This is a genomic window from Bergeyella cardium, assembly GCF_003614945.1.
GTDB lineage: Bacteria > Bacteroidota > Bacteroidia > Flavobacteriales > Weeksellaceae > Bergeyella_A > Bergeyella_A cardium.
Genome location: NZ_QYCZ01000001.1, coordinates 909,102 through 931,510, shown reverse-complemented (window position 1 = coordinate 931,510; position 22,409 = coordinate 909,102). Strand labels below are relative to the sequence as shown.

At 39.6% G+C, this 22,409-nt stretch carries 23 protein-coding genes and 2 tRNA genes; 8 read left to right on the top strand and 17 right to left on the bottom strand.

Features of this window, described 5'->3' with window-relative positions; genetic code table 11:
* Positions 1–334: 334 nt before the first annotated feature.
* Positions 335–1,699, bottom strand: coding sequence for an MATE family efflux transporter (locus D8991_RS04265; RefSeq protein ID WP_120488937.1), 1,365 nt, complete (start codon positions 1,697–1,699; stop codon positions 335–337).
* Between the two features lie 303 nt (positions 1,700–2,002).
* Here D8991_RS04265 and D8991_RS04260 point away from each other — a divergent pair, with 303 nt between their 5' ends.
* Positions 2,003–2,185 carry a type II toxin-antitoxin system HicA family toxin gene (locus D8991_RS04260; RefSeq protein ID WP_120488936.1) on the top strand — a complete coding sequence of 61 codons (183 nt, stop codon included), beginning with the start codon at positions 2,003–2,005 and terminating at the stop codon, positions 2,183–2,185.
* 44 nt (positions 2,186–2,229) lie between these two features.
* Positions 2,230–2,640, top strand: coding sequence for a type II toxin-antitoxin system HicB family antitoxin (locus tag D8991_RS04255; RefSeq protein ID WP_160224653.1), 411 nt, complete (start codon positions 2,230–2,232; stop codon positions 2,638–2,640).
* A 69-nt stretch (positions 2,641–2,709) separates the two neighbouring features.
* On the opposite strand, the gene D8991_RS04250 is transcribed toward D8991_RS04255, so the two are convergent.
* The 13 genes from D8991_RS04250 to lipA all read right to left on the bottom strand — a co-directional run bounded on the left by D8991_RS04250 (position 2,710) and on the right by lipA (position 13,971).
* Positions 2,710–3,894: a sigma-54-dependent transcriptional regulator gene (locus D8991_RS04250; protein ID WP_120489692.1), complete on the bottom strand. Its 1,185-nt coding sequence runs from the start codon at positions 3,892–3,894 to the stop codon at positions 2,710–2,712.
* 110 nt (positions 3,895–4,004) lie between these two features.
* Positions 4,005–4,412, bottom strand: a complete 408-nt coding sequence (tsaE, locus tag D8991_RS04245) for a tRNA (adenosine(37)-N6)-threonylcarbamoyltransferase complex ATPase subunit type 1 TsaE (protein ID WP_120488934.1) — start codon at positions 4,410–4,412, stop codon at positions 4,005–4,007.
* A gap of 60 nt (positions 4,413–4,472) precedes the next feature.
* Positions 4,473–4,850: a large conductance mechanosensitive channel protein MscL gene (gene mscL, locus D8991_RS04240; protein ID WP_120488933.1), complete on the bottom strand. Its 378-nt coding sequence runs from the start codon at positions 4,848–4,850 to the stop codon at positions 4,473–4,475.
* Positions 4,851–4,977: 127 nt separating this feature from the next.
* Entirely contained in the window at positions 4,978–6,603 is a 1,626-nt protein-coding gene (pruA, locus tag D8991_RS04235) for an L-glutamate gamma-semialdehyde dehydrogenase (RefSeq protein ID WP_120488932.1), read from the bottom strand.
* 130 nt (positions 6,604–6,733) lie between these two features.
* Positions 6,734–6,807, bottom strand: a tRNA-Asp gene (locus D8991_RS04230).
* 29 nt (positions 6,808–6,836) lie between these two features.
* Positions 6,837–6,910, bottom strand: a tRNA-Asp gene (locus D8991_RS04225).
* A gap of 135 nt (positions 6,911–7,045) precedes the next feature.
* Positions 7,046–7,363 carry a thioredoxin gene (trxA, locus tag D8991_RS04220; protein ID WP_120488931.1) on the bottom strand — a complete coding sequence of 106 codons (318 nt, stop codon included), beginning with the start codon at positions 7,361–7,363 and terminating at the stop codon, positions 7,046–7,048.
* A gap of 90 nt (positions 7,364–7,453) precedes the next feature.
* Complete coding sequence (locus tag D8991_RS04215; protein ID WP_120488930.1) at positions 7,454–8,602, bottom strand: cysteine desulfurase family protein; 1,149 nt, start codon at positions 8,600–8,602, stop codon at positions 7,454–7,456.
* A 64-nt stretch (positions 8,603–8,666) separates the two neighbouring features.
* A complete protein-coding gene (locus D8991_RS04210) occupies positions 8,667–10,388 on the bottom strand; it encodes a phospho-sugar mutase (protein WP_120488929.1) in 1,722 nt (573 codons plus the stop codon).
* A gap of 66 nt (positions 10,389–10,454) precedes the next feature.
* Complete coding sequence (locus D8991_RS04205) at positions 10,455–11,159, bottom strand: GIN domain-containing protein (RefSeq protein WP_120488928.1); 705 nt, start codon at positions 11,157–11,159, stop codon at positions 10,455–10,457.
* Positions 11,160–11,365: 206 nt separating this feature from the next.
* Entirely contained in the window at positions 11,366–12,748 is a 1,383-nt protein-coding gene (locus D8991_RS04200) for a dipeptidase (RefSeq protein WP_120488927.1), read from the bottom strand.
* A 67-nt stretch (positions 12,749–12,815) separates the two neighbouring features.
* Positions 12,816–13,040: a hypothetical protein gene (locus D8991_RS04195; protein ID WP_120488926.1), complete on the bottom strand. Its 225-nt coding sequence runs from the start codon at positions 13,038–13,040 to the stop codon at positions 12,816–12,818.
* A gap of 70 nt (positions 13,041–13,110) precedes the next feature.
* Positions 13,111–13,971 (bottom strand): lipoyl synthase, encoded by an 861-nt coding sequence (gene lipA, locus D8991_RS04190; RefSeq protein WP_120488925.1) that lies wholly within the window; start codon positions 13,969–13,971, stop codon positions 13,111–13,113.
* A 116-nt stretch (positions 13,972–14,087) separates the two neighbouring features.
* Here lipA and D8991_RS04185 point away from each other — a divergent pair, with 116 nt between their 5' ends.
* The 5 genes from D8991_RS04185 to D8991_RS04165 all read left to right on the top strand — a co-directional run bounded on the left by D8991_RS04185 (position 14,088) and on the right by D8991_RS04165 (position 18,663).
* Positions 14,088–14,606 carry an FKBP-type peptidyl-prolyl cis-trans isomerase gene (locus tag D8991_RS04185; RefSeq protein WP_120488924.1) on the top strand — a complete coding sequence of 173 codons (519 nt, stop codon included), beginning with the start codon at positions 14,088–14,090 and terminating at the stop codon, positions 14,604–14,606.
* A gap of 84 nt (positions 14,607–14,690) precedes the next feature.
* On the top strand, positions 14,691–15,698 hold the full coding sequence (locus D8991_RS04180) for a peptidylprolyl isomerase (protein WP_120489691.1): 1,008 nt from the start codon (positions 14,691–14,693) through the stop codon (positions 15,696–15,698).
* A 571-nt stretch (positions 15,699–16,269) separates the two neighbouring features.
* A complete protein-coding gene (gene purE / locus D8991_RS04175) occupies positions 16,270–16,773 on the top strand; it encodes a 5-(carboxyamino)imidazole ribonucleotide mutase (protein ID WP_120488923.1) in 504 nt (167 codons plus the stop codon).
* Positions 16,774–16,799: 26 nt separating this feature from the next.
* Positions 16,800–17,642: a hypothetical protein gene (locus D8991_RS04170; protein WP_162926733.1), complete on the top strand. Its 843-nt coding sequence runs from the start codon at positions 16,800–16,802 to the stop codon at positions 17,640–17,642.
* Between the two features lie 10 nt (positions 17,643–17,652).
* Positions 17,653–18,663: an SEL1-like repeat protein gene (locus D8991_RS04165; RefSeq protein WP_120488921.1), complete on the top strand. Its 1,011-nt coding sequence runs from the start codon at positions 17,653–17,655 to the stop codon at positions 18,661–18,663.
* 71 nt (positions 18,664–18,734) lie between these two features.
* Here D8991_RS04165 and D8991_RS04160 read toward each other — a convergent pair whose 3' ends face one another.
* The 3 genes from D8991_RS04160 to D8991_RS04150 form a co-directional block, all read right to left on the bottom strand.
* Positions 18,735–19,559: a hypothetical protein gene (locus D8991_RS04160; RefSeq protein ID WP_160224665.1), complete on the bottom strand. Its 825-nt coding sequence runs from the start codon at positions 19,557–19,559 to the stop codon at positions 18,735–18,737.
* A 113-nt stretch (positions 19,560–19,672) separates the two neighbouring features.
* Positions 19,673–20,380 (bottom strand): dipeptidase PepE, encoded by a 708-nt coding sequence (gene pepE, locus D8991_RS04155; protein ID WP_120488919.1) that lies wholly within the window; start codon positions 20,378–20,380, stop codon positions 19,673–19,675.
* Positions 20,373–20,786 (bottom strand): acyl-CoA thioesterase, encoded by a 414-nt coding sequence (locus D8991_RS04150; protein WP_120488918.1) that lies wholly within the window; start codon positions 20,784–20,786, stop codon positions 20,373–20,375. Before D8991_RS04150 ends, pepE begins: the two co-directional genes overlap by 8 nt.
* A 147-nt stretch (positions 20,787–20,933) precedes the next feature.
* Between D8991_RS04150 and dnaA the strand changes: the two genes are divergently transcribed.
* On the top strand, positions 20,934–22,379 hold the full coding sequence (gene dnaA, locus D8991_RS04145) for a chromosomal replication initiator protein DnaA (protein ID WP_120488917.1): 1,446 nt from the start codon (positions 20,934–20,936) through the stop codon (positions 22,377–22,379).
* The last annotated feature ends 30 nt before the right edge of the window (positions 22,380–22,409 follow it).

Here is a 22,409-nt window from a genome sequence, read left to right as displayed (position 1 = left end):
TTAGTAAACCGATTGATAATATTTATCGTTTATCACTATTTCTTTGAGGAATTAATAATAAAATAACCTGAATAGTTATAAGTGTTTAAGAAATTAATCTTGCGCATATTGCGTAAGAAAAATTTCATGTGAAAGTAGTCTCAAACAAGTTGCGCAAGATGAATTTCACGTGAAATTGATTACAAACAACCTGAAAAGAGATTTCCATTTTTTTTGTTCATTAAAATTTATCTATAAAATATAGGCTTATATTACGATAAATAGAGCCTCCGAAGGGGGGAGGAGGCTATTTGCCATTCATCATAATGAGTAAAAAAGATGTAGCCTTCTTCGGTTAAGAAGCGCTCGCAAAATCAGAGCGAGAAGTAAGAATCAGAAAGCGGCGAACGAGCAGAACGGCGGAGATGGTGAGCCCCACACCAAAAGCTATCCACATCCCTACGGCGCCCATCCCTCGCACATAGCAGAGATAGTACCCGAGCGGAATGGTGATGACCCAATAGGCGATGAAAGTGAAAATACTCGGGATTTTCACATCTTGAAGCCCGCGAAGACTACCGAGCGCTACGACTTGGATGCCGTCTGACAACTGGAAAAGTGAGGCAATGATGAGCAGCATAGAAGCAAGCACCACGACATTGGTCTCACCAGGTTTGGTATAGAAAGTCGGCAGGATGTCTTTGCCCAAGATAAAAATCAAACAGCAGAGGCTCATAAATATAAAGGCGATTTTTATATTATTAACACCGATCTTCCGAGCACCTAAGAAATCTCTCTCGCCAAACTTATTGCCCACCATAATAGTGGAAGCCACGCTGAAACCTACACAAAGGTTATAGGTGAAGGAGACCATTGTCATCGCTACTTGGTGTGCTGCTACATCGGTAGCAGAAACCAGTCCGCATATAAACGATGCCCCAGCGAAGGTACTTACCTCAAAGAAAAGTTGAAAAGCGATGGGCACACCTATTTTGAGCATCTTACGAAACATTTCTTTTGAGAAAATCTCGAGTTTAAGGCTAAATTCCTTTAAATATTTTTGAGTTTTAGACTCTCGCCTCATTATAAAATAGAGAAAAATGATGATGAAAAACCTTGAAATCAGGGTGGCATACGCCGAACCTGCTACGCCCATAGGAGTAATACCGAAGAGCCCCTCGATAAAGGTATAATTAAGTGCGATATTAATGAGGTTTGCCGCTACTGTAGCCACCGTAACACCAATGGTATAGGACAACCCCTCTGATACCTCCCTCATCGTTTGAAAAATCATAAAGGGGATAATGCTTATCGCCATAATGTTTAAAAACCGCATAGCATCGGGAATGATTTCTGGTGGCTGTTGGGCGTATTTCATCAGGGGAGAAATCAGCAGCAATAATGCGGCGAGAAGAATACCGATAGCCAAATTAATCACAAAACCGTGGCTAAAAACCTTATTGATTTGCGAATGATTGTTCTGCGAATTCGCTTCCGACACGAGGGGTGGAATCGCAAGTGAAATCCCCAATGCAAAAACAAAAACACTAAAAAAAACCGAGTTCCCAAGCGAAACCGAAGCAAGGGCATTAGCTCCTAACAAGCGCCCCACAATAATATTATCAAATAAATTTACAGAAGCCTGCCCCAGCTGAGTAAGCATTACAGGTATAGCGAGTTTTAATGTTTGTTTTGTATAAACGGGATTTAAAAAAGACATTAAATAAAAATTTGCGGCAAAAGTAGCTCAAACTTTTTAGTATTACAATCGTAAAAAAAAACAATGAATATTATAAATTTATTCTATAAAATAAGATGGGAATAAAAGATAACCTCCAAAATACAGCAAAGGACAATGCAGAGAGAAAGAAGGGAGAAAGAAGGAATATACCTCTTCTTAATCTTAGAAGGATTGTTATAAAATATCTTTAAATCAATAATATTAATATTACATAAAATACTGATTAAAATATTTTGGGGTACAAAAAAGTTACCTACATTTGCAATACTAAAACAATACCCAATGAGTAGTACAGAGCTAATTAGGGTTATAGAAGATGACGGATGGTATTTGGTTAATGTTAAAGGAAGCCATCATCATTTTAAGCACCAAACTAAAAAAGGTAAAGTAACGATACCTCACCCTAAAAAAGATTTACCCCAAGGGACTATAAATGCAATTTTAAAACAGGCAGGACTGAAATAGAACCGTTGTTTATTAAATTATTATTAGAAAAAAAAAATAAAAAAATGAGAAAGATAAAAGTAACCGTTCGTAAAGAAAATGGAGTTTATTGGGCAAATACTGAAAACATAGAAGGTATTGTAGTAGCTGATGGGAATACTTTTGATGAAATGAAAAAAAATTTACAAGATGCCTTTGATTTTCATTTAGAGGAATGCGAAAAAGATGGTGATTTAGGCTTCGTAAAAAAATATAAAAAAGGAGTAGAATTCGTATATGAAATTGAACTTAACGGAATATGCAAACAACTCCCCGAGATTAATTTATCAGAACTGGCAAGACGATTAAAAATAAGCCCTGTAATGATGAGAAAATACGCTACAGGAAAGACTAAAGCCTCCGAAAAAAGGCTTTATGAAATACAGGAAGGTATTCGGAATATCGGAAAAGAACTTGTAGAAGTAAGGCTACTCTAATCCCCCTCTTTTTTTTAAACATTTTGCCCTGCATATAGTGCAGGGCAAAATGTTTTTTCTAAAAAATACTTAACGAACAAACGCTACCACATCTTCTTCTGAGATAGGGTTCCCACCGAGGATGATAAGCCTTTCTACCACATTTCTCAGCTCTCGGATATTGCCCGTCCACGAAAAAGATTGAAGTTTTTTTATCGCCTCTTTAGAAAATTTTTTCGGGGTATTTCCTTGCTCATCTGCAATGAGTTTCGCAAAATGCTCTACGAGAAGTGGTATGTCCTCTTTTCTTTCATCCAATGGAGGTACATAGATTTCTATTACCGAAATTCTATGGTATAGGTCCTCACGGAAACGCCCTTCGGCAATTTCCTTTTTCATATCCTTGTTGGTCGCTGCCAGTACGCGAACATTAACTTTAATCTCCTTATCGCTGCCCACAGGAGAAACCTTATTTTCTTGCAAAGCTCGGAGGACTTTCGCTTGGGCTATAAGACTCATATCCCCTATTTCATCGAGGAAAATAGTGCCCTCATTTGCTTGCTCAAACTTCCCAGATTTATCTTTTATAGCGCCAGTGAAAGAGCCCTTTATATGCCCGAAAAGCTCAGACTCGATAAGCTCGGAAGGGATGGCTGCACAATTCACCTCCACTATAGGACCTTTGGAGCGCTCGCTCTGGGAATGAATCGCGTGGGCTACCAGCTCCTTCCCTGCTCCATTGGGACCTGTGATGAGCACCCTTGCATCCGATGCAGCAACTTTATCTATCATCTGCTGTATTTTTTTCAGGGGCTCGCTCTCGCCAATCATCTGGTATTTCTTATTGACTTTCTTCTTTAAGGTTTTATTCTCGCTTTGGAGGGTTTTATTCTCTTTCTTCAAGTTTCCTTTGTCCAGAGCATTCCTCACACTCGTCAGCAGCCTGTTGATGTCTATCGGTTTTGAGATAAAATCATACGCACCCTCCTTTAAGCAGGAAACCGCAGTATCTATATCTGCGTGCCCAGAAATCATTATAAATGTAAGGTCTGGATTAATGCTTAAGCTCTGTTTGAGAAAGTCTGAACCCGAAAGTTTAGGCATTTTAATATCCGAAATCACTAAGCTGAACTCCTCTTTTTCTACCCTCTTTAAACCTTCGAGGCCATCTTCGGCAATGGTGAAATCATACTCTGGAAGCTCATCCGAAAGGATGCTATGAAGCACCCCAGAAATCGTTTTTTCATCTTCTACGATAAGAACCTTTTGAGACATAACTTGATTAATTTTTCTGTTTTTATAATGCACAGCCCAGAGGCAAAAATCATTCCTTTGGCGGCATATTGATAAAATTTAATAAGTTTTTAGAAGATTATGGCTCGGGGTTATTCAAAAACCACCCTGCGCACGCCCTCCTCCACCTCTATGCTGAGGCTATGATAAGGGATACCTTCGAGCGCGGGCTCATAAATCTCTGCCCACTCGATAATGTTCAGAAAAGCATTATCAAGATATTCCTCTATGCCTATATCATAAACCTCTTCTATGGACTTCATCCTGTACAAATCGAAGTGATTAACCCTGCCTCTCGGGGAATGATACTCATTTACGATAGCATAAGTGGGCGAGGAGACTTCATCTGCGCTGCCGAGCTTCTTTAGTAAAAACTGCGTAAAGGTAGTCTTCCCCGCTCCGAGATTTCCCCTCATCAGGAGAATATTGTGCTTTATATGCGGGAGGAGGGCATCTATCACCTCATTCCACTCCTCTAATCGGTGTATTTTAAACTCCATACGAAAAATTAAAGCGCCAAATATAAATAAAAAAACCGCCTTTCAGCGGTCGTGAAGTTCTTATTTGTTTTTGAGCAAATCCCTGATTTCTGCAAGGAGCTCCTCCTGCGTAGGACCAGCTGGTGGCGCGGGTGCTTCCTCTGGTTTTTTGTTCAGCTTATTCGCTCCTTTTATCAACCAAAAAAGGACGAGCGCAATACAAAAGAAGCTGATAACCGATGAAAGGAAGTTGCCGTAAGTAACTCCATTCCAAGAGAGTTTTGCAATATTATCCGCTCCCGCTGCTTTTAATACGGGGTTGAGTAGCAGCGGCGTGATGACATCATCTACCAGCGAGGATACAATCTTACCAAATGCTGCCCCGATGATGACACCGACAGCCAAATCAATCACATTTCCCTTGAATGCAAATGCTTTAAATTCTTTAATCAAACTCATAATTTTTAACTATTTTGATGGACAAAAGTATGAGTTTAATTTTAAAACTGACAATAGATAATCTCTATTTATCCAACAAAAAAGGCGGAGATTAGATCTCCACCTTTTAAGATTATTCGCGTTTATATTAGCCTAAATAAGGATATTTATAGTCCTTAGGGCTTACGAAAGTCTCTTTAATCGAACGAACGGAAACCCATCTGAGTAGGTTCATTTTAGAGCCTGCTTTGTCATTGGTTCCAGACGCTCTACCGCCACCGAATGGCTGCTGACCCACAACGGCACCCGTTGGTTTGTCATTAATATAGAAATTACCCGAAGCGTTTTCTAATGCCTTGAAAGCCTCATCTATCACATATCTGTCCCTCGCGAATACAGACCCCGTTAATGAATAAGGAGAAGTGGTATCTACCAATTTGAGCGTTTCAGTCCACTTTTCATCTTCATAAACATAGATGGTGAGGATTGGGCCAAAGATTTCTTCTACCATACTCTCGTATTTTGGGTTGGTTGTTTCGATGATGGTAGGCTCCACGAACCAGCCTTTACTGCCATCGCACTTACCTCCGAAGATTACTTTTGCATCAGAAGAGGCATTTGCTCTGTCTATATACCCCTTGCATTTCTCGAAAGATGCCTTGTCGATCACAGCATTTACGAAGTTGGATGGGTCTTCTGGCGTACCTACTTTAACCGTTCTGAGCTGAGCTGCTAAGGCTTCTTTTACTTTTGCCCAAAGAGATTGAGGGATGTAAGCTCTGGAAGCTGCAGAGCATTTCTGACCTTGATACTCAAACGCACCTCTTACCAATGCAGTAGCTACGGCATCTACATCCGCAGAAGTGTGAGCGATAACGAAGTCTTTACCGCCCGTTTCACCTACAATTCTCGGATAAGATTTATAGTTATGAATGTTCTCTCCTATTTTCTTCCACATACTTTGGAATACTGCGGTAGAGCCTGTAAAATGCAAGCCCGCGAAATCTGGGTGGGTAAGAACCTTATCTGCTGTTTCCTTACCTGGTGAGAATACGAGGTTGATCACCCCATCTGGAAGTCCCGCTTCTTTGAATACCTCCATAATGACACTTGCTGCATAGATTTGCTTATCGGAAGCCTTCCAAACGACTACATTCCCAAGCATCGCCATACAAGAAGGGAGATTGCCCGCAATAGCAGTAAAGTTAAACGGAGTAAGCGCAAAACAGAAACCTTCAAGTGGTCTGTACTCTACTCTATTCCAGATTCCGTTATCTGAAACCGGCTGCTCGGAGTACATTTCCGTCATAAATTCTGCATTAAATCTAAGGAAGTCTATAAGCTCACAAGCGGAATCTATCTCTGCCTGGTGCACATTCTTAGACTGCCCGATCATTGTAGCTGCATTTATTCTATCTCTGTAAGGGCCAGCAATAAGGTCTGCCGCTTTAAGGAAAATAGAAATTCTCTGCTCCCAACCGAGAGCATTCCACTTCGGTTTTGCAGCCAAAGCAGCTTCAATAGCTTGGTCTATATGGCTTGCATTACCTCTATAAAAAAATCCCAAATCGTGCTGGTGGTCTTGTGGAGATTCTAATCTTACTTTTTCATCAGATTTTACTTCTTTTCCACCGATAATCATTGGGATTTCTACTTTCTCATTCCACATTTTTTGGTAAGTGGAAATAAGGTTTTTCACCTCTGGGCTTCCTGGTTCGTAAGTTCTTACTGGCTCATTAATCGCAATAGGAACTTGTGAAATTGCTTTTGACATATTTTTCTTTTTTTAATGTATTTGAATAATTAAATTTTGCCCAAATTTAAGATTTTAAAACGAAAGAATAAAATTTCTTTTTGTAGGATTAAAAAACAAAAAATCTCACTAAATCATTAGTGAGATTCTGCGATCCGGACGGGACTCGAACCCGCGACCTCCGCCGTGACAGGGCGGCATTCTAACCAGCTGAACTACCGGATCAATAAACTTATGAGAAAAATCTATTTCTGCGATCCGGACGGGACTCGAACCCGCGACCTCCGCCGTGACAGGGCGGCATTCTAACCAGCTGAACTACCGGATCAATTAGTGTTAATAAAGAGCGTTGTTCCTTTTTGACGAGTGCAAAAGTATAGTTTTTCTGCAAACCTCCAAAACTTTTTTCCAAAAAAAATACCCTTTGGATAAAAGGGTATTGATTTTCAATAGTGTTTTTTTCCTATAAATGTGCAGATAATTTCTCTGCTATAACAGATTTAGGATTTACACCCACGATTTTATCTACTACTTCCCCATTTTTAAAAATAAGAAGCGTAGGGATATTCCTGATTCCATATTGTACGGATACCTCTTGGTTGTTATCTACATCTACCTTGCCTACTACTGCTTTACCTTCAAAGTCCTGAGAGAGTTCATCAATAACAGGAGCAAGCATTTGGCAAGGCCCACACCATACTGCCCAAAAATCTACCAATACGGGCTTATCAGAATCTAAAACTAATTCTTTGAAACTGCTGTCTGTAATTTCTAATGCCATAATTTATTCTTTTCTTATTTTAACTTTGCAAATGTAGTAAAATAATACACAATTATCTTTTTCTACATCTATCTGAAACATTGTTTTCATCTATTTAAAATCCTGCTGAATGCTTACAAGAGCCTCTACCAACTTGTCTATTTCCTCCTTCGTAGTATAATGGCTGAAAGACACTCTAAGCGGCGTACAACTCTCCATTTCCTCATCGGTGAGGAGCATTAGCATAACGGTAGAGGGTTTTGCTGCTCCCGATGAACAAGCACTCCCCTGCGAGATAGCAATGCCTTTCATATCCAGTTTGAAACCGATAAGCGGGTCTTTAAACGGAAGAAGGACATTCACCAGTGTAAAGAGGCTGTTCTCCGCCTCTGAGGAGCGACCGTTGAACTTCACACCTTTAATTTTATCTATGAGCTGATGAATGGTATAATCCTTTATCTCTTGAATCTTATTCTTATAGATTTCAAGGTTTTGGATACACAAATCAAAGGCTTTGCCTAAGCCTACAATACCAACCACATTCTCGGTACCCGACCGCATATCTCGCTCCTGACCACCACCAGAAATCATTCCCTTTAGCTTAGTAGATTTCCTAATATAGGCAAAGCCATTGCCCTTTGGCCCGTGAAATTTATGAGCAGAGCAGGAAGCGAAGTCTATATTCATCTTAGAAAAATCCAAGTCCAAATGCCCGATGGTCTGCACCGTATCTGAGTGAAAATAGGCATTATACTTTTTGCATAGCTCACCTATTGCCTTTATATCATAGATATTCCCGACTTCGTTATTGGCGTGCATAAGGGTAACGAGAGTCTTTTTATCGGAGCTTTGGAGAGCTTTTTCTATATCATCAAGGCTGAGATCTCCCTGATGATTCGGTCGGATATAGACCACCTCTACCCCTTTTCGAGCTTTCATATCTCGGACAGACTCTGCCACGCACTTGTGCTCCAGTGGAGAAGTGATGATACGCTCTACACCGAGATGCTCTACACAGGATTTGATGATGAGATTATTAGACTCCGTACCACAAGAGGTAAAGACAATCTCGGCAGGTTGAACCTTAAGACTATCGGCAATATTGCGACGAACGCCCTCTATAAGAGCCTTTGCTTCTTGCCCAAAACTATGGGTAGAGGAAGGATTTCCATAGCTAATTTTCATCACCTCTACCATCGCATCAACGACCTCTTCAGAAAGAGGAGTGGTAGCAGCATTATCAAGATATACTCTATTCATCTTATTAGATTTTTTTTAGGTGTGTAAAAATACGGCTTTTTTAAAATTCAACAAGAATGAATATTTAGATGAGGTTTAAGTCCTTTTTCACCTGCTCTATCTGAGCTTCCAAGACTGGGAGTTCTTTTCTAAAGTCTTCTTCTGAGGTGATGCTTGCTTTAACCGATACATAGAACTTAATTTTAGGCTCTGTACCCGAAGGACGGACGCAGATTTTGTTTCCATTCTCAGTATAGAAGATGAGAACATTAGACTGAGGCACATCGGTGATAGGTTCAGTGGTATTTTGAGCTACAGAGAAGCGGGTTCTCTCCTTATAATCTCGGATTTCGGCTACAGGAGAACCAGCGATCTGCTTTGGAGGATTGCTTCTGAAATTCGTCATCATCTGGCTGATTTCCTCAGCACCTGTTCTTCCTTTTCTAACCACATTAACGAGCCCTTCGTAGTAGAAGCCAACTTCTTTATAGATATCAATCATATATTGGAAGAGGGTTTTGCCCTGAGCCTTGCACCAAGCTGCTGCTTCGCAGGCAAGGAGGATGGAGCCACAAGAGTCTTTATCTCTCACGAAATCACCCGTCATAAATCCAAAGCTCTCTTCGCCTCCACAGATGAATTTCTGCTTACCTTCTACCTCTCGAATCATTTTTCCAATCCACTTAAAGCCTGTAAGGCTTACTTTGCATTCGATACCGAACTTTTTAGCAATATCAAAGAAAATATCTGAGGTAACGATGGTGGAACCGATGAAATCCGAAGGCTGGAGCTTACCGAGACGCTGCCACTGCTCAAGGATGTAATACGAAAGAACAGTATTGGTCTGGTTGCCATTGAGGAGCTGCATTTTACCATCGAGGTTTCGTACGGCAATGCCGAGCCTGTCACCATCTGGATCGCAACCGATAACGATATCTGCATTGGTTATCTCTGCAAGATTGAGCGCCATACTGAGAGCAGCGGGTTCCTCTGGATTAGGACTCTCAACAGTAGGGAAATTGCCACTCGGAATCATCTGCTCGGAGACTAAATCTACCTTTTTAAAACCTGCCTTTGCAAGTGCTTTAGGGATGGTAGTGTAAGTAGTACCGTGTATGGAAGTGAAGACGATGTTGAGGTTATCATAACCGATTTTATCCTCTTGATAAAGGGAATTTTGCATACAAGCATCAATGTATACATCATCTTGCTCCTCTCCTATCCATTCTATAAGTGAGTCGTTTCCATTAAATTTAATATCTGCAAAATTTACAGCATATACATTTTTGATAATGTTTTCATCATTGGGAGGTACGACTTGTGCGCCATCATTCCAATAGACTTTATAGCCATTATATTCTGGTGGATTGTGCGATGCAGTGAGGACGATACCCGCATTACACTTCTTATTTCTCACCGTAAATGAAAGCTCAGGCGTAGGGCGGTGCTCCTTGAAGAGGAGGACTTTAATACCGTTTGCCGTAAGGACATCGGCAACGATTTTTCCGAATTCTGGAGAATTATTTCGAACATCAAACGCCACAGCAACCTTAATCTCCTCACCAGGGAACTGCTCCTTGAGGTAATTGGCAAGTCCTTGAGTAGCCTGCCCAAGCGTGTATCTATTTAGGCGATTGGTGCCTACGCCCATAATACCTCTCATCCCCCCAGTACCAAATTCGAGGGCTTTGTAGAAGGAATCTTCTAATTCTGCTGAGTTTTCATTGATGAGCTTCTGAACCTGAGCTCTGGTTTCCTCATCAAAAGCGTCTGTAAGCCATTGTTTAGCTCTTTCTAATGCTGTCATAATCTATGATTTTAGTTATTATTATCTGGTTTTAAGATACTCCTTAGCGAGTAAGGGGTTTAATTTTTATTTCGGATTAATATTTTGGATTTTCACGGTTTTATCTGCCTTAAAAATCTTTACAGGGCTATTATAATAAACGAATTTCGTGGTGTTTTTTAAGTCTGCTTTTATGGAATCTTGTGTATTGACCTCCGCATAAGCCCCGTTATAAGCCTTGATACTAAGGGTATTAACTTCCCAATAAGGTGCAATGATTCCCGCTGTATCTTTTATCTTAATTAATGCCTCTCGGGTGAAGCCTTTGAAGTTGGCAAGGCTGAAATGCCGCATTTCAATCTCTGTACGGTCAGATTTTACTGCTCCGATGAATTTTGAATTATCACTAAGGGATAATTTTAGGTTTTTTAATGCTAATTGCCCTGAAACATTGAACTCGATAGAGTCTCTAAGGGTGATTTTTAAGGGAGTATTTTTGGAGAAAATAGTGATACTGTAGAATCCATTACCAAAAGTTTCCTTTTTCTCGGAGATGGTGAGGTTTTCATCCTTTATATTGATATTCAGATTATCAATGAAGTTGGGATAAGTCTCGACTTCTAATAGATTTTGTTCGGATTTCAGCCAAAACACTCTGAATTTGCCCTTAGCATCTATAGAGGAGAAATTTTTTAGTGGGATTTGTTTTTGTTGGATATCTCCTTCGGGTTTGAGCTTGCTGCAACTGATGAGCAAAAGGGTGATGAAGAATATTGAAATGAGGTTTTTCATTTTTAGGGTGATGTTTGTAAAAAAAACTCCTCAAAAGTATTGCTTTTTTTAGTGTTTTCAAAGCAATGGGGGGGACAAAATATAGGTCTATAAATAATATTTTGTATGAAAAAGTAAGATTCTTATTTTCATCTGTTTTATTGAGTTTTTTATAAAGCCATTGGCTTTCAGCTATTAACCGAAAACCAATGACTCATAGCTAAAATTTATTGCTTAGCATAATTTTGAAAAAAGAGAGGAATGCTCTCTATACCTTTAAAGAAGTTGGAGAGCCCATAATGCTCATTTGGCGAGTGGATAGCATCTGACGCCAATCCAAAGCCCATTAAGACGCATTTGGAACCGAGAACTTGCTCAAACATTGTGGTAATTGGGATGCTACCACCACTCCTGAATGGGAGAACCTCCCTACCGAAAGCCGTTTCCATAGCTTTTTTGGCAGATTGAAACTCCTTAGTATCTATTGGAAGAACATAAGGAAGCCCACCGTGATGCGGATTTACGGTTACTTTCACATTATCAGGTGCGATTTTATGAAAGTATTGGGTGAATTTCTCTGTAATCTCTTCAGGCGTTTGATAAGGCACGAGGCGCATAGAGATCTTAGCATAGGCTTTAGATGGGATAACGGTTTTTGCCCCTTCGCCAGTGTAGCCTCCCCAGATGCCATTGCAGTCCAAAGTAGGACGAATGGAGGTTCGCTCAAGAGTAGTATAATCTTTCTCGCCCTCTACCCCCCTAAGACCGATGGCGTTTTTGTATTCCTCTACATTATCTTTTAGCTTGTTCATCTCGGCTCTTTCTTCGAGGGAAACAACTTGTACATTATCATAAAATCCATCGATAGTGATATGACCGTTTTCATCTATCAGCTGAGCAATCATCCTGCTGAGGGTATGGATCGGGTTGGGCACTGCACCTCCGTATAAACCCGAATGGAGGTCGCGATTAGGACCTTCTACTTCTACCTCTACATAGCTGAGCCCCCTGAGCCCAGTAGTTACAGTAGGCTGCTCCATAGAATAGAGGCTGGTATCTGAAATAAGGATGCAATCACAAGAGAGTTTTTCCTTGTTTTCATTGACGAAATCACTTAAACTTACGGAGCCGACTTCTTCTTCTCCCTCTATGATAAACTTAACATTGCAAGGCAGAGCATCGGTATTTATCATTGCTTCAAATGCCTTTAAATGCATAAAAAACTGACCTTTATCATCCGCTGCACCTCTGGCGAAGATAGCGCCATCAGGATGGATATCCGTTTTCTCAATATAAGGCTCAAAAGGAGGTTTATTCCAAAGCTCTATCGGGTCTGGTGGCTGCACATCGTAATGCCCATAAACCAAAACAGTAGGCAGGTTTGGGTTAATGAGTTTATCCCCATATACGATAGGATTGCCTTTTGTTTGGCAAACTTCTACATTATCTACTCCCGCTTTTTGGAGGTATTCTGCTACTTTATCTGCACACTTAAGTACATCATTTTTATATGCTGGGTCAGCAGAAATAGAAGCTATTTTCAATAAATCAAATAACTCCTCTACGAATCTGTCTTTATTCTGATGAATATAATCTAATGTTTTTTGCATTATTTATTAATTTAAGTTAAAATAAAAATGCCCACTGATAAACAGGAGGCATTATTGAGATTTTTTCTTAGTGAGCTGGTTGTTCTACCTCAGTGGAATCTGCTGGTGTTGCTTCTACTTCTGGGGTCTCAGGAGCGGTATGCTCTGCTTCGGAGTGAGATTGTGCATCATCAGTGTATCTTTCTACACCATCCTCCAGCTTCAGAATGTTTTTATTCCCTCCCTCAGGGAGTTTTTTACAGCTAACAGCCATCAATGCCACTAAGGATAAACCTAAAACTATTTTTTTCATTATTCTTAATTTTCTATTTAAAATTTTGCCAAAAATAAGTATTTCTAATTTCTTATACAATAACTTACCATTAATGAATATGTTTTTCTGCGTGGTAAGAAGACCTCACCAGAGGGGAACTCTCCACATGCCTAAAACCAAGACTGCGGGCAAAGTCTCCATATTCATTAAACTCTTCTGGAGAGATGAATCTCTTTACAGGTAAGTGATTACGAGTAGGCTGAAGATACTGTCCCAGAGTAATAACATCTACATCTGCATTTCTAATGTCTTCTATCGCTTGGAAGACTTCGTCTTTCTCCTCTCCTAATCCGAGCATTATCCCTGTTTTTGTTCGTCTCTGCCCTGCTTCTTTCAAGTATTTAAGGACTTCAAGACTTCTCTCATACTTAGCTTGTATTCTCACTTCTCGGGTAAGCCTTTTTACGGTTTCCATATTGTGAGATATAACTTCTGGTGCTACTTCTACCAGCCTGTCTATATTTTTCCTCACCCCTTGAAAGTCTGGAATCAGGGTTTCCATAGTGGTTCCTGGTGATATTCTACGAACGGCATTTACGGTTTCTGCCCAGAGTATGGAGCCCATATCTTTTAGGTCATCTCTATCCACCGAAGTAAGTACAGCGTGCTTAATCTTCATTAATTTTATAGACCGAGCTACTTTTTCTGGTTCATCCCAGTTTACATCGAGGGGTTTTCCTGTTTTCACACCGCAGAAACCACAGCTTCGGGTACAGATATTCCCGAGAATCATAAATGTAGCGGTACCGTATCCCCAGCATTCTCCCATATTTGGGCAACTCCCACTTTGGCAAATGGTATTGAGCTTATATTTGTCTACCAAACTGCGAAGCTCACGATAATTCTTTCCTGTTGGGAGCTTTACGCGTATCCATTTAGGTTTGTTGGTAAGCGTACTTTGTTCTTCCATTTCTTTCTAATGCGATATTTTCATTTGTGAAAAATCTCGCCAAAATTAAGGAATATTTTATAATTCCCAATCGTGTGTGGAGGTAAAGATTAAATTCACTACTTTTGCCATCGTTTATGAAAAAAATCTATATCATTGCTCTGGGTACCCTATGTTTCTCCGCTTGTGAGAAGCCTAAAGTATATTCCCCTGCAAATGGGATGAATGCTCCCGTTGCAAATGATATGGAACAATCTAAAGAAAAAAACAAAAACAGAAACCAGCAAGAGCGGGAGTTCATTAAAAACTGGATAAAAGAGAAAGCAGAGCAGAACTTCTACCCCACTGCGATGAACTACTGGTCAAGTATAGATTTCAAAGGGAGAAAAGCCTCTAATGAAGCACTATATTCTTATGAATACAGCCTTTCAGACTTTAATGCAACGGCTATTTATCCCTCACCAGCGGTAGTACAGAAAGAGGTTTCTCCTATTAAGATTGAAGAATTAAAAGCCGTAGAAGACGCTTTAAAATATCTGAAAACCGATGAAGAAACGGTATTGCTCGTACCCTCATCATTAGCGTATGGAATTTTAGGCGATGGAGATAAAATCCCAGCAGACTTGCCTCTCATCATCAGATTAAAAAGAAATTAAATATTTATAGTAATGAAAATAAAAGAATTTTTAACCGCTGCGGTTCTCACTTCCATAGTGAGCTGCACACCAATTTATAAGAAAATGAATGTAGACAAAGCAACTTATGAAAGCCTTGACAATGGGCTTTATGCAAACCTCCAAACTTCCAAAGGGAATATGCTCGTGAAGTTTGAGGACAAGAAATCTCCCGTTACAGTAGCGAGTTTCATCAGCCTTGCAGAGGGTAAAAACACTTCTGTAAAGGCAGAACTAAAAGGTAAACCTTATTTCGATGGTACCATCTTCCACCGCGTGATTAAGGATTTTATGATTCAAGGAGGAGACCCTCTCGGTACGGGTATGGGCGAGCCTGGTTATAAGTTTGATGATGAGAAAAACGACCTGAAACACCTCGGAAAGGGCTACCTCTCTATGGCAAACTCTGGACCTAATACCAACGGCTCTCAGTTCTTCATCACAGAAGTAGCTACGCCTTGGCTCGATGGCAAGCACACCGTTTTCGGTAAAGTGGTAAAAGGAGAGGAAGTAATTGAAAGCATTGCAAGCGTAGAAAGAGACGAAAGAGATAAACCCAAAGAAAATGTAGTCCTCCAAAAAGTTTCCATATTCAGCAAAGGAGATGAATACAAGCACTACGACGCTGCAAAAGTTTTTGAAGAAGGTAAAACCAAAATTCAAGAAAACAACGCCGCACTCATCAAAAAACAGGAAGAGGAAGCACTAAAACAATTGGAAAATCTGAAAAAAGATATGACACAAACCGCATCTGGTCTCCTCTACAAAATCACCAAAAAAGGAAGCGGTGCAAAAGCAGAAGCAGGTAAAAATGTAGCCGTACACTACGCAGGAAGATTAGCCAATGGTAATGAGTTTGACAGCTCCTTCAAACGAGGAGAGCCCATTGAATTTACCGTAGGTACTGGGCAAGTAATCCGCGGTTGGGACGAAGGGCTCCTCCTCCTCAACGAAGGCGATGAAGCTACCTTCATCATCCCACCAGATTTAGCATACGGCACCAGAGGTGCAGGAGGTGTAATCCCTCCAAACGCTTGGCTCATCTTCGATGTAAAACTCGTACAAGTCAAATAACACCGTAGCCGGTGAGGCAGCCACTAGCGTGGCGAGCACTTACACCGTAGCCGGTGAGACACTTATATCGTAGCCGGTGAAGCAGACCACAGCGTGGCAAGCACTTACACCGTAGTCGGTGAGATTCTTAGCTACTCGTATGGAGCGTGCTTAAACTAGAAATTAGAAACCCGAAAGACTGTTTTTATCATAAAAGCAGTCTTTTTTTTGTTCCGTATTGGGTAGGGTTTTATTAGCAATCTGTTTGAAATAATTTTTAGTTAAAATCCTGTTATAATCAATAAGTAGGACATTTAAAAAAATGTGAAGGAGAAGCTCCTCCCGATGGAGGAAGAGCTCCTACGGATGAAGGAAAGAAAAAGGAAATACAACTATACTAACCATCTTAATTAAGAGACAAAAAAGAATAAAAATCATCTTTTATAATACATTGATAAACGCCCTCCCAAAGAACAACAATTTTGCTTATTTAATAAAAATTTGCTCTATTTATATAAATAAAGATATAGGTTATAAACCGTATTAATTTAAACCCTATCTTTGAGGCTTTAAAATCTAAAAAAATAATAAAATGATAGGTATTATTATGGGCAGCCAGAGTGATTTGCCCGTTATGCAACAAGCCGCTGATTTTTTAAAAAGCCTTGAAATCCCCTACGAGCTTACGGTAGTCTCTGCACATCGCACCCCTGAGAGAATGTTTGAGTATGCAAAATCTGCAAAATCAAGAGGGCTGAGAGCCATTATCGCTGGAGCAGGAGGTGCAGCACATCTCCCTGGTATGGTTGCCAGCTGCACTACACTACCCGTTATCGGGGTGCCTATACTCTCATCCAACTCTATTGATGGATGGGATTCTGTTCTGTCTATCCTGCAAATGCCCTCTGGCATCCCTGTGGCAACAGTTGCCCTAAACGGCGCTACAAATGCTGGGATTTTAGCCGCTAAAATCATAGGTGCTTCGGAACCTGAAATCTCAAAAAAATTAGAAGCCTATCAGCAATCTTTAAAAGAGAAAGTCCTCCACACCATAGATGAAATAAAAACACTCCACCCTAATGAATATGACCAATAATTCCATTCATTAATAAAAAAAATCAAATGATGAAAAATATAGTAAGCCTCCTCTTCTCGGTTCTATCAGTTCTTTGCCTCTCTCAAATACCAAAGGATATGGGTGATTTGGAGTACAATAACCTCATTGGAAACATAAAATCCGTAAAAGAAATTACTTATAAATACACAGACTCAGCCGATAGCAAAAAACCTATGCTGCAATCTACCCGCACTACCCACTACAACAAGAAAAAGAATAAAACCCTACTTATCATTAATGATGCAAATAATGAATTAAAGGAAAAACAAACTTTCACTTATGATGCTAATGGCAATCTCATCTCAAAAACAGAATACAATAAAAACGAAGATGAAGAGACCAATATGACCTATCATTATAAGTATAATGATAAGCAACTCCCTTCTGAAGAGGCGGGATATGACGGCACAGGAGCACTGATCGCCAAAACACTGATTACCTACCCTAATAACGACCACGAAGCAGAGTCCAAAACCTATGACAGCAAGGGAAATCTCACCTCAAAATCCACAGTATTTTTTAGTGCAATGAAGGGGATTCCCTCCAAGATTATAGAATATACCCCTACCGATAGTTTAGAGGCGGTTTATACCTTTAAATACGATGGAGATCTCTGCACAAGCTTAAAGATATCCTCCCCTGCTACTGAAACCAAACTCCTTGAAATTGCGATAAAGTATAATGATAAAAAACTTCCTTCAGAGGTTTCAATCGAGTGGCCTTTTGGTCCGATAAAAGCGAATTTTAAATACCTTTCCTTTGATAAAAAAGGGAACTGGACGAGACGAGAAACCTATACCAATGAAGAGCTCTCCGAAACCTCAGAACAAATAATAGAATACTACTAATCGACAACGAATGAAAATAAATCTACTAACACTTTCCCTACTCTCCTGCACTTTATTAGCACAGAAAAGTTTTAAAGAAATAAAAAAAGAAGCCGAAAAGGGAAACCTGATATCTCAGTTTAACCTCGGATTGATGTACTACGAGGGCAATGGCACCTCTAAAGATTATAAAAAAGCCAAATACTGGTGGGAAAAGGTTGCTGAAAAAGGGAATATAAAACTCCAACACTTTCTCGGGCAGATGTACTACTACGGCGAAGGTATACCTCGGGACTACTCGAAAGCCAAATATTGGTGGACGAAGGTAGCTGAGCAAGGGAATCCCAAAGCTCAACACTTCCTTGGGCAAATGTATCAAAATGGTGAAGGTATGCCTAAAGACTTTATAAGAGCTAAATTCTGGTACGAAAAAGCCGCACGGCAATGGCTCCCCGAGGCACAATACAGCTTGGGAACAATGTATGCAAAGGGAGATGGCGTACTTAAAGACCTTACGATTGCAAAATATTGGTGGGAAAAATCTGCTGAACACGGCTATAAAGTTGCCCAATACAATATTGGACTAATGTATGAAAATGGAGATGGTGGAGCAAAAGATAAAACAAAAGCCTTTTACTGGTACCAAAAAGCTGCCGAACAAGATGTAGCCAAAGCACAAGTTGCCCTTGGTTCTCTCTATATGAATGGTGATGGCATACAGCAGGATATAATGAAAGCTAAATTCTGGTACGAAAAAGCTGCTGAACAGGAAGATGCTATAGCTCAGTTTAACCTTGGTTTATTGTACGACAGCAAAAGTATATCAGAAGATAAAACCCAAGCTATTTACTGGTATCAAAAGGCTGCCGAGCAAGGTATAGCAGATGCTCAGTACAATTTAGGAGCTCTATATGAATCTGGAGAAGGTGTACCTCAGGATTATTCAAAAGCTAAATACTGGTATGAAATGGCAGCAAAAACAGGAGATACTGGAGCTAAGCAGGCCTTAAAAGACCTCAAACAAATGATGATGAAAAAATAAAATCTATATCTCCTGCATAAAAAAAGACTGCATTTATTGCAGTCTTTTCTATTTTCAGTTAGCTTTAAAAATTAATAAAGAGCTATCTCTCTCTCTGTTACAGAGAAACCAGCATCACGGATATGTGTTATTTTAACACTCCAAATTCCAAGATAACCATAAGTATATTTTTGTTCTTCCTGTGCAATAAGGACTCCGAACTCATTATATGTAGATTCTTTAATAATATCTCCTTGGTTATTATACTCATAGGTAGTACCATTCCCTTTTGTATCATCAGGATTATAATACTGCTCACTAATTTTTCGGTTTTTCGAATCATACCGATAAACATATTTAAATTTAAGGAAATTTTTAGCTGTAAACTGAGACCAAGCAATCTGGTTTCCTGCTGCATCATACTCATAAGCATCTTTAGATTCAAGCTTCCGATTACTATCATAGTTCCACTTTTCTATCAAATAACCATTAGCATCATATTTATAAACATTTTCAGAAACAAGACTTCCGTCAGGATTAGTCATTTTTTCTTCTTCTAACAAATTCTTATCATTATAAGTAAATATTTTTTTGTAATTCAATGAACCATCTCCATCCCAAAAGGCTTCTTCCACTTTTAAATCTTTATCATTATAGGTATAGGTCGTCTTTTGAGAGAGGTTTCCATTGGATACATTATAATCTGCATCTTCAATCAGTAGACCTTTTCTATTGTAGGTTTTTACATTGTGGTCTTCCAAATCCCCTTTCCTTATATTGCCAGCTTCTTCAATGCCGATATAAGTCTTTTCAGTAATGGTCTTTACAGCAATGTCTTGCATACCTTGATCAAAGTCGCTTCCCAAGCAACTCATTAATAACAGTGCCACTCCTGTGGCAAATAGTAAGTTTTTCATTGTATGTAAATTTTAAATTATAATCTTAATTTTTATTTAGTTTTTAAATCTATTAATTATCTAATTCACAATATATAAAGCTTCTAATGAAAACTTCTCTACAAATTCAATGCCTAAAATGAAAGTACAGTACCGCTTTCTACCTCATAAGGTTCAGTATCAGGGAGAAATATCCTTGTCAATTTTTCACCTTCCACTGTGGTAATATCTCCTGATTTTCGTATCCAGTTGCCCTCTCGAAGTCCTACAACAGGGAGATTGTTCTGGCTGAGAAACTCCTTAATTCGGGTCTCTCGAGTCTCGCCATTATGTTTTAAATCAGGCTGAGGGTCAAGGTAATGAGGGTTGATATTAAAAGGTACCAAACCCATTGTATCAAAGCTCGGAGGATAGACGATGGGCATATCATTCGTGGTCTTCATATTCACCCCACCGATATTACTGCCTGCACTGCACCCCAGATACGGCTTTCCGCTCTCTACATTCTCTTTTAAGAGGTTCATCAGAGCGTTTTCGTGGAGGGTTTTCACAAGGAGAAAAGTATTTCCGCCTCCTGTAAAATAGCCTTTAGCACTGCGGATAGCCTCCTTCATATCCTGAAACTCATGCAAGCCTCTCACCTTAATATTTAAAGTAGAGAAGAATGCCCTTGCCTTAGCGGTATAATCTTCATACGAAATCCCCGAAGGGCGTGCAAAAGGGATAAATACGATTTCATCTATACCCTTAAAGAGCTCTGTGATGGGTGCTCTGAGGTATTCCAAGTACTGTCCTCCGAAAAGCGTAGAAGTGGAGGCGAGTATAAAATTAGGTTTATTCATCTTTCCAATTTTTTTGTAGGTATTGCATTATAAAATCTGGGCATTTGGTTATTTTCTGGGTAGCAGCATCTAAAAAGAAGAGCGTAGTAACTGCTTCGGAGAGCTTCTCACCCTTTTGGTTGAAAATCTCATATTCAAACTCGATTCTCACGGCTGGAAGTTTCTTCACACGGGTATGAATTTCCAATATATCATCATACTTTGCAGGCTTTAAATATTTAATTTTATATTCCGAAACGGGGAGCCAAATCCCACGATTTTCTATCTCATTATAAGAGATTCCTATACTTCTGAACAGCTCTACTCTGGCTACCTCTAAATACTCTGCATAGTTACCATAATAGACATACTTCATAGGGTCGGTTTCTCCATAACGAACTCGTAAATAATGCTTTGTAAATATCATTTAAATACTTTTGTTCAATCATACAAATATATTTTTAAAAAACCAATAGTGCCAAATCTTTTTTTTCCACAATTAAAGTTTCATATTTGCAGGGTTGAGTTTCATCAATAAGTTCTAACCCGATAAATTTTTCAAAGCGAGTACAATATGAATCAAGAGTTGTCATTGATATGGGAAAAGTGTCTCCAATTTATGAAGGACAATCTGAATGCAATGGAAGGGAAAGATCCTGAAAAATTAGCTAAAAACTTTAATCTACTTTTTGAAAAAGTAGAACCTATATCTTTGATAAACCATAACCTCACCCTACTCGTGCCAAGTGACTTCTATAAAGAATATATAGAGGATAATTACCTCTCACTACTCTCGGCGGCACTCCGAAAGCACATCGGGAAAGGGGTGAAACTTTGGTATTCGGTAATGGAGAATAAACCTTCGGGAAATAAAAAACCAGTAGTACAGAATATGAAAGGAAATTCTGTACAATCGCCCAAGGTACAACAGGCTTCTCCCAAGGTAAAAAATCCCGTAAATGCTTTTATAGCACCAGGAATAAAAAAGGTAAATATAGAATCTAACCTTATCCCGAGCCTTTCTTTCAGTAATTATGTAGAGGGCGAGAGTAATAAACTCGCAACCAATGTAGCGAAATCCATCTCCCACAGACCTGGCTCTACGGCTTTTAACCCAATGTTCATCTATGGAGGAGTAGGGGTAGGAAAAACTCACCTCGCCCACGCTATTGGCTTGGAGGTAAAGAGCCTTCATCCAGATAAAGTGGTGCATTATCTGTCTTGTGAGAAATTTACCCAGCAGTTCGTAAAAGCAGCAAAGGAGCAGAATAAGGCAGCTTTCCACAACTTCTTCCAGATGATTGACGTACTCATCATAGATGATATACAGTTCCTCTCTGGGAAAGAGGCTACACAGGAGAGTTTCTTCCATATTTTTGACTATCTGCATCAGAATGATAAGCAGATCATCCTCACCTCAGATAAAGCACCGGCAGATATACAGGACATACAGGAGCGCATCGTTTCCCGTTTTAAATGGGGGCTTTCTGCTGAAATTAAATCTCCAGACTTTGATACAAGGAGGAAAATCATTACCGAGAAGCTGAACAGAGACGGCATTGTCCTCACTGATGATATGGTGGATTTTCTGGCTGGTGAAGTCAATTCTAATGTGAGAGAGCTCATCGGAGTGATTAATTCAGTCATAGCACACTCCACCGTCTATAAATCTGACCTGAGCCTCGACCTGCTAAAAGAGACCATCAATAAAATAACGACCAATCAGAAGAAAATCGTCAATATCCCTTATATTCAGAATGTAGTCTGCGAATACTTCGGGCTCGATAGGGAAAAACTCATCTCAAAATCGAGAAAAAGAGAAATTGCCCTACCCCGTCAGCTGTCTATGTACTTCGCAAAGAAGTTAACCAATGCTACATTTAAAAGGATTGGCGACGAGACAGGTGGTAGAGACCATGCCACCGTGATGCACGCCTGCGAGACTATAAAAGACCTTGAAGAGATGGACAAGCAAGTAAAAAAGTATGTAAAAGAACTCTCTGCCAAAATTGGAAAATAATCAGAATTTAAAATATAAAAGCACCTAATA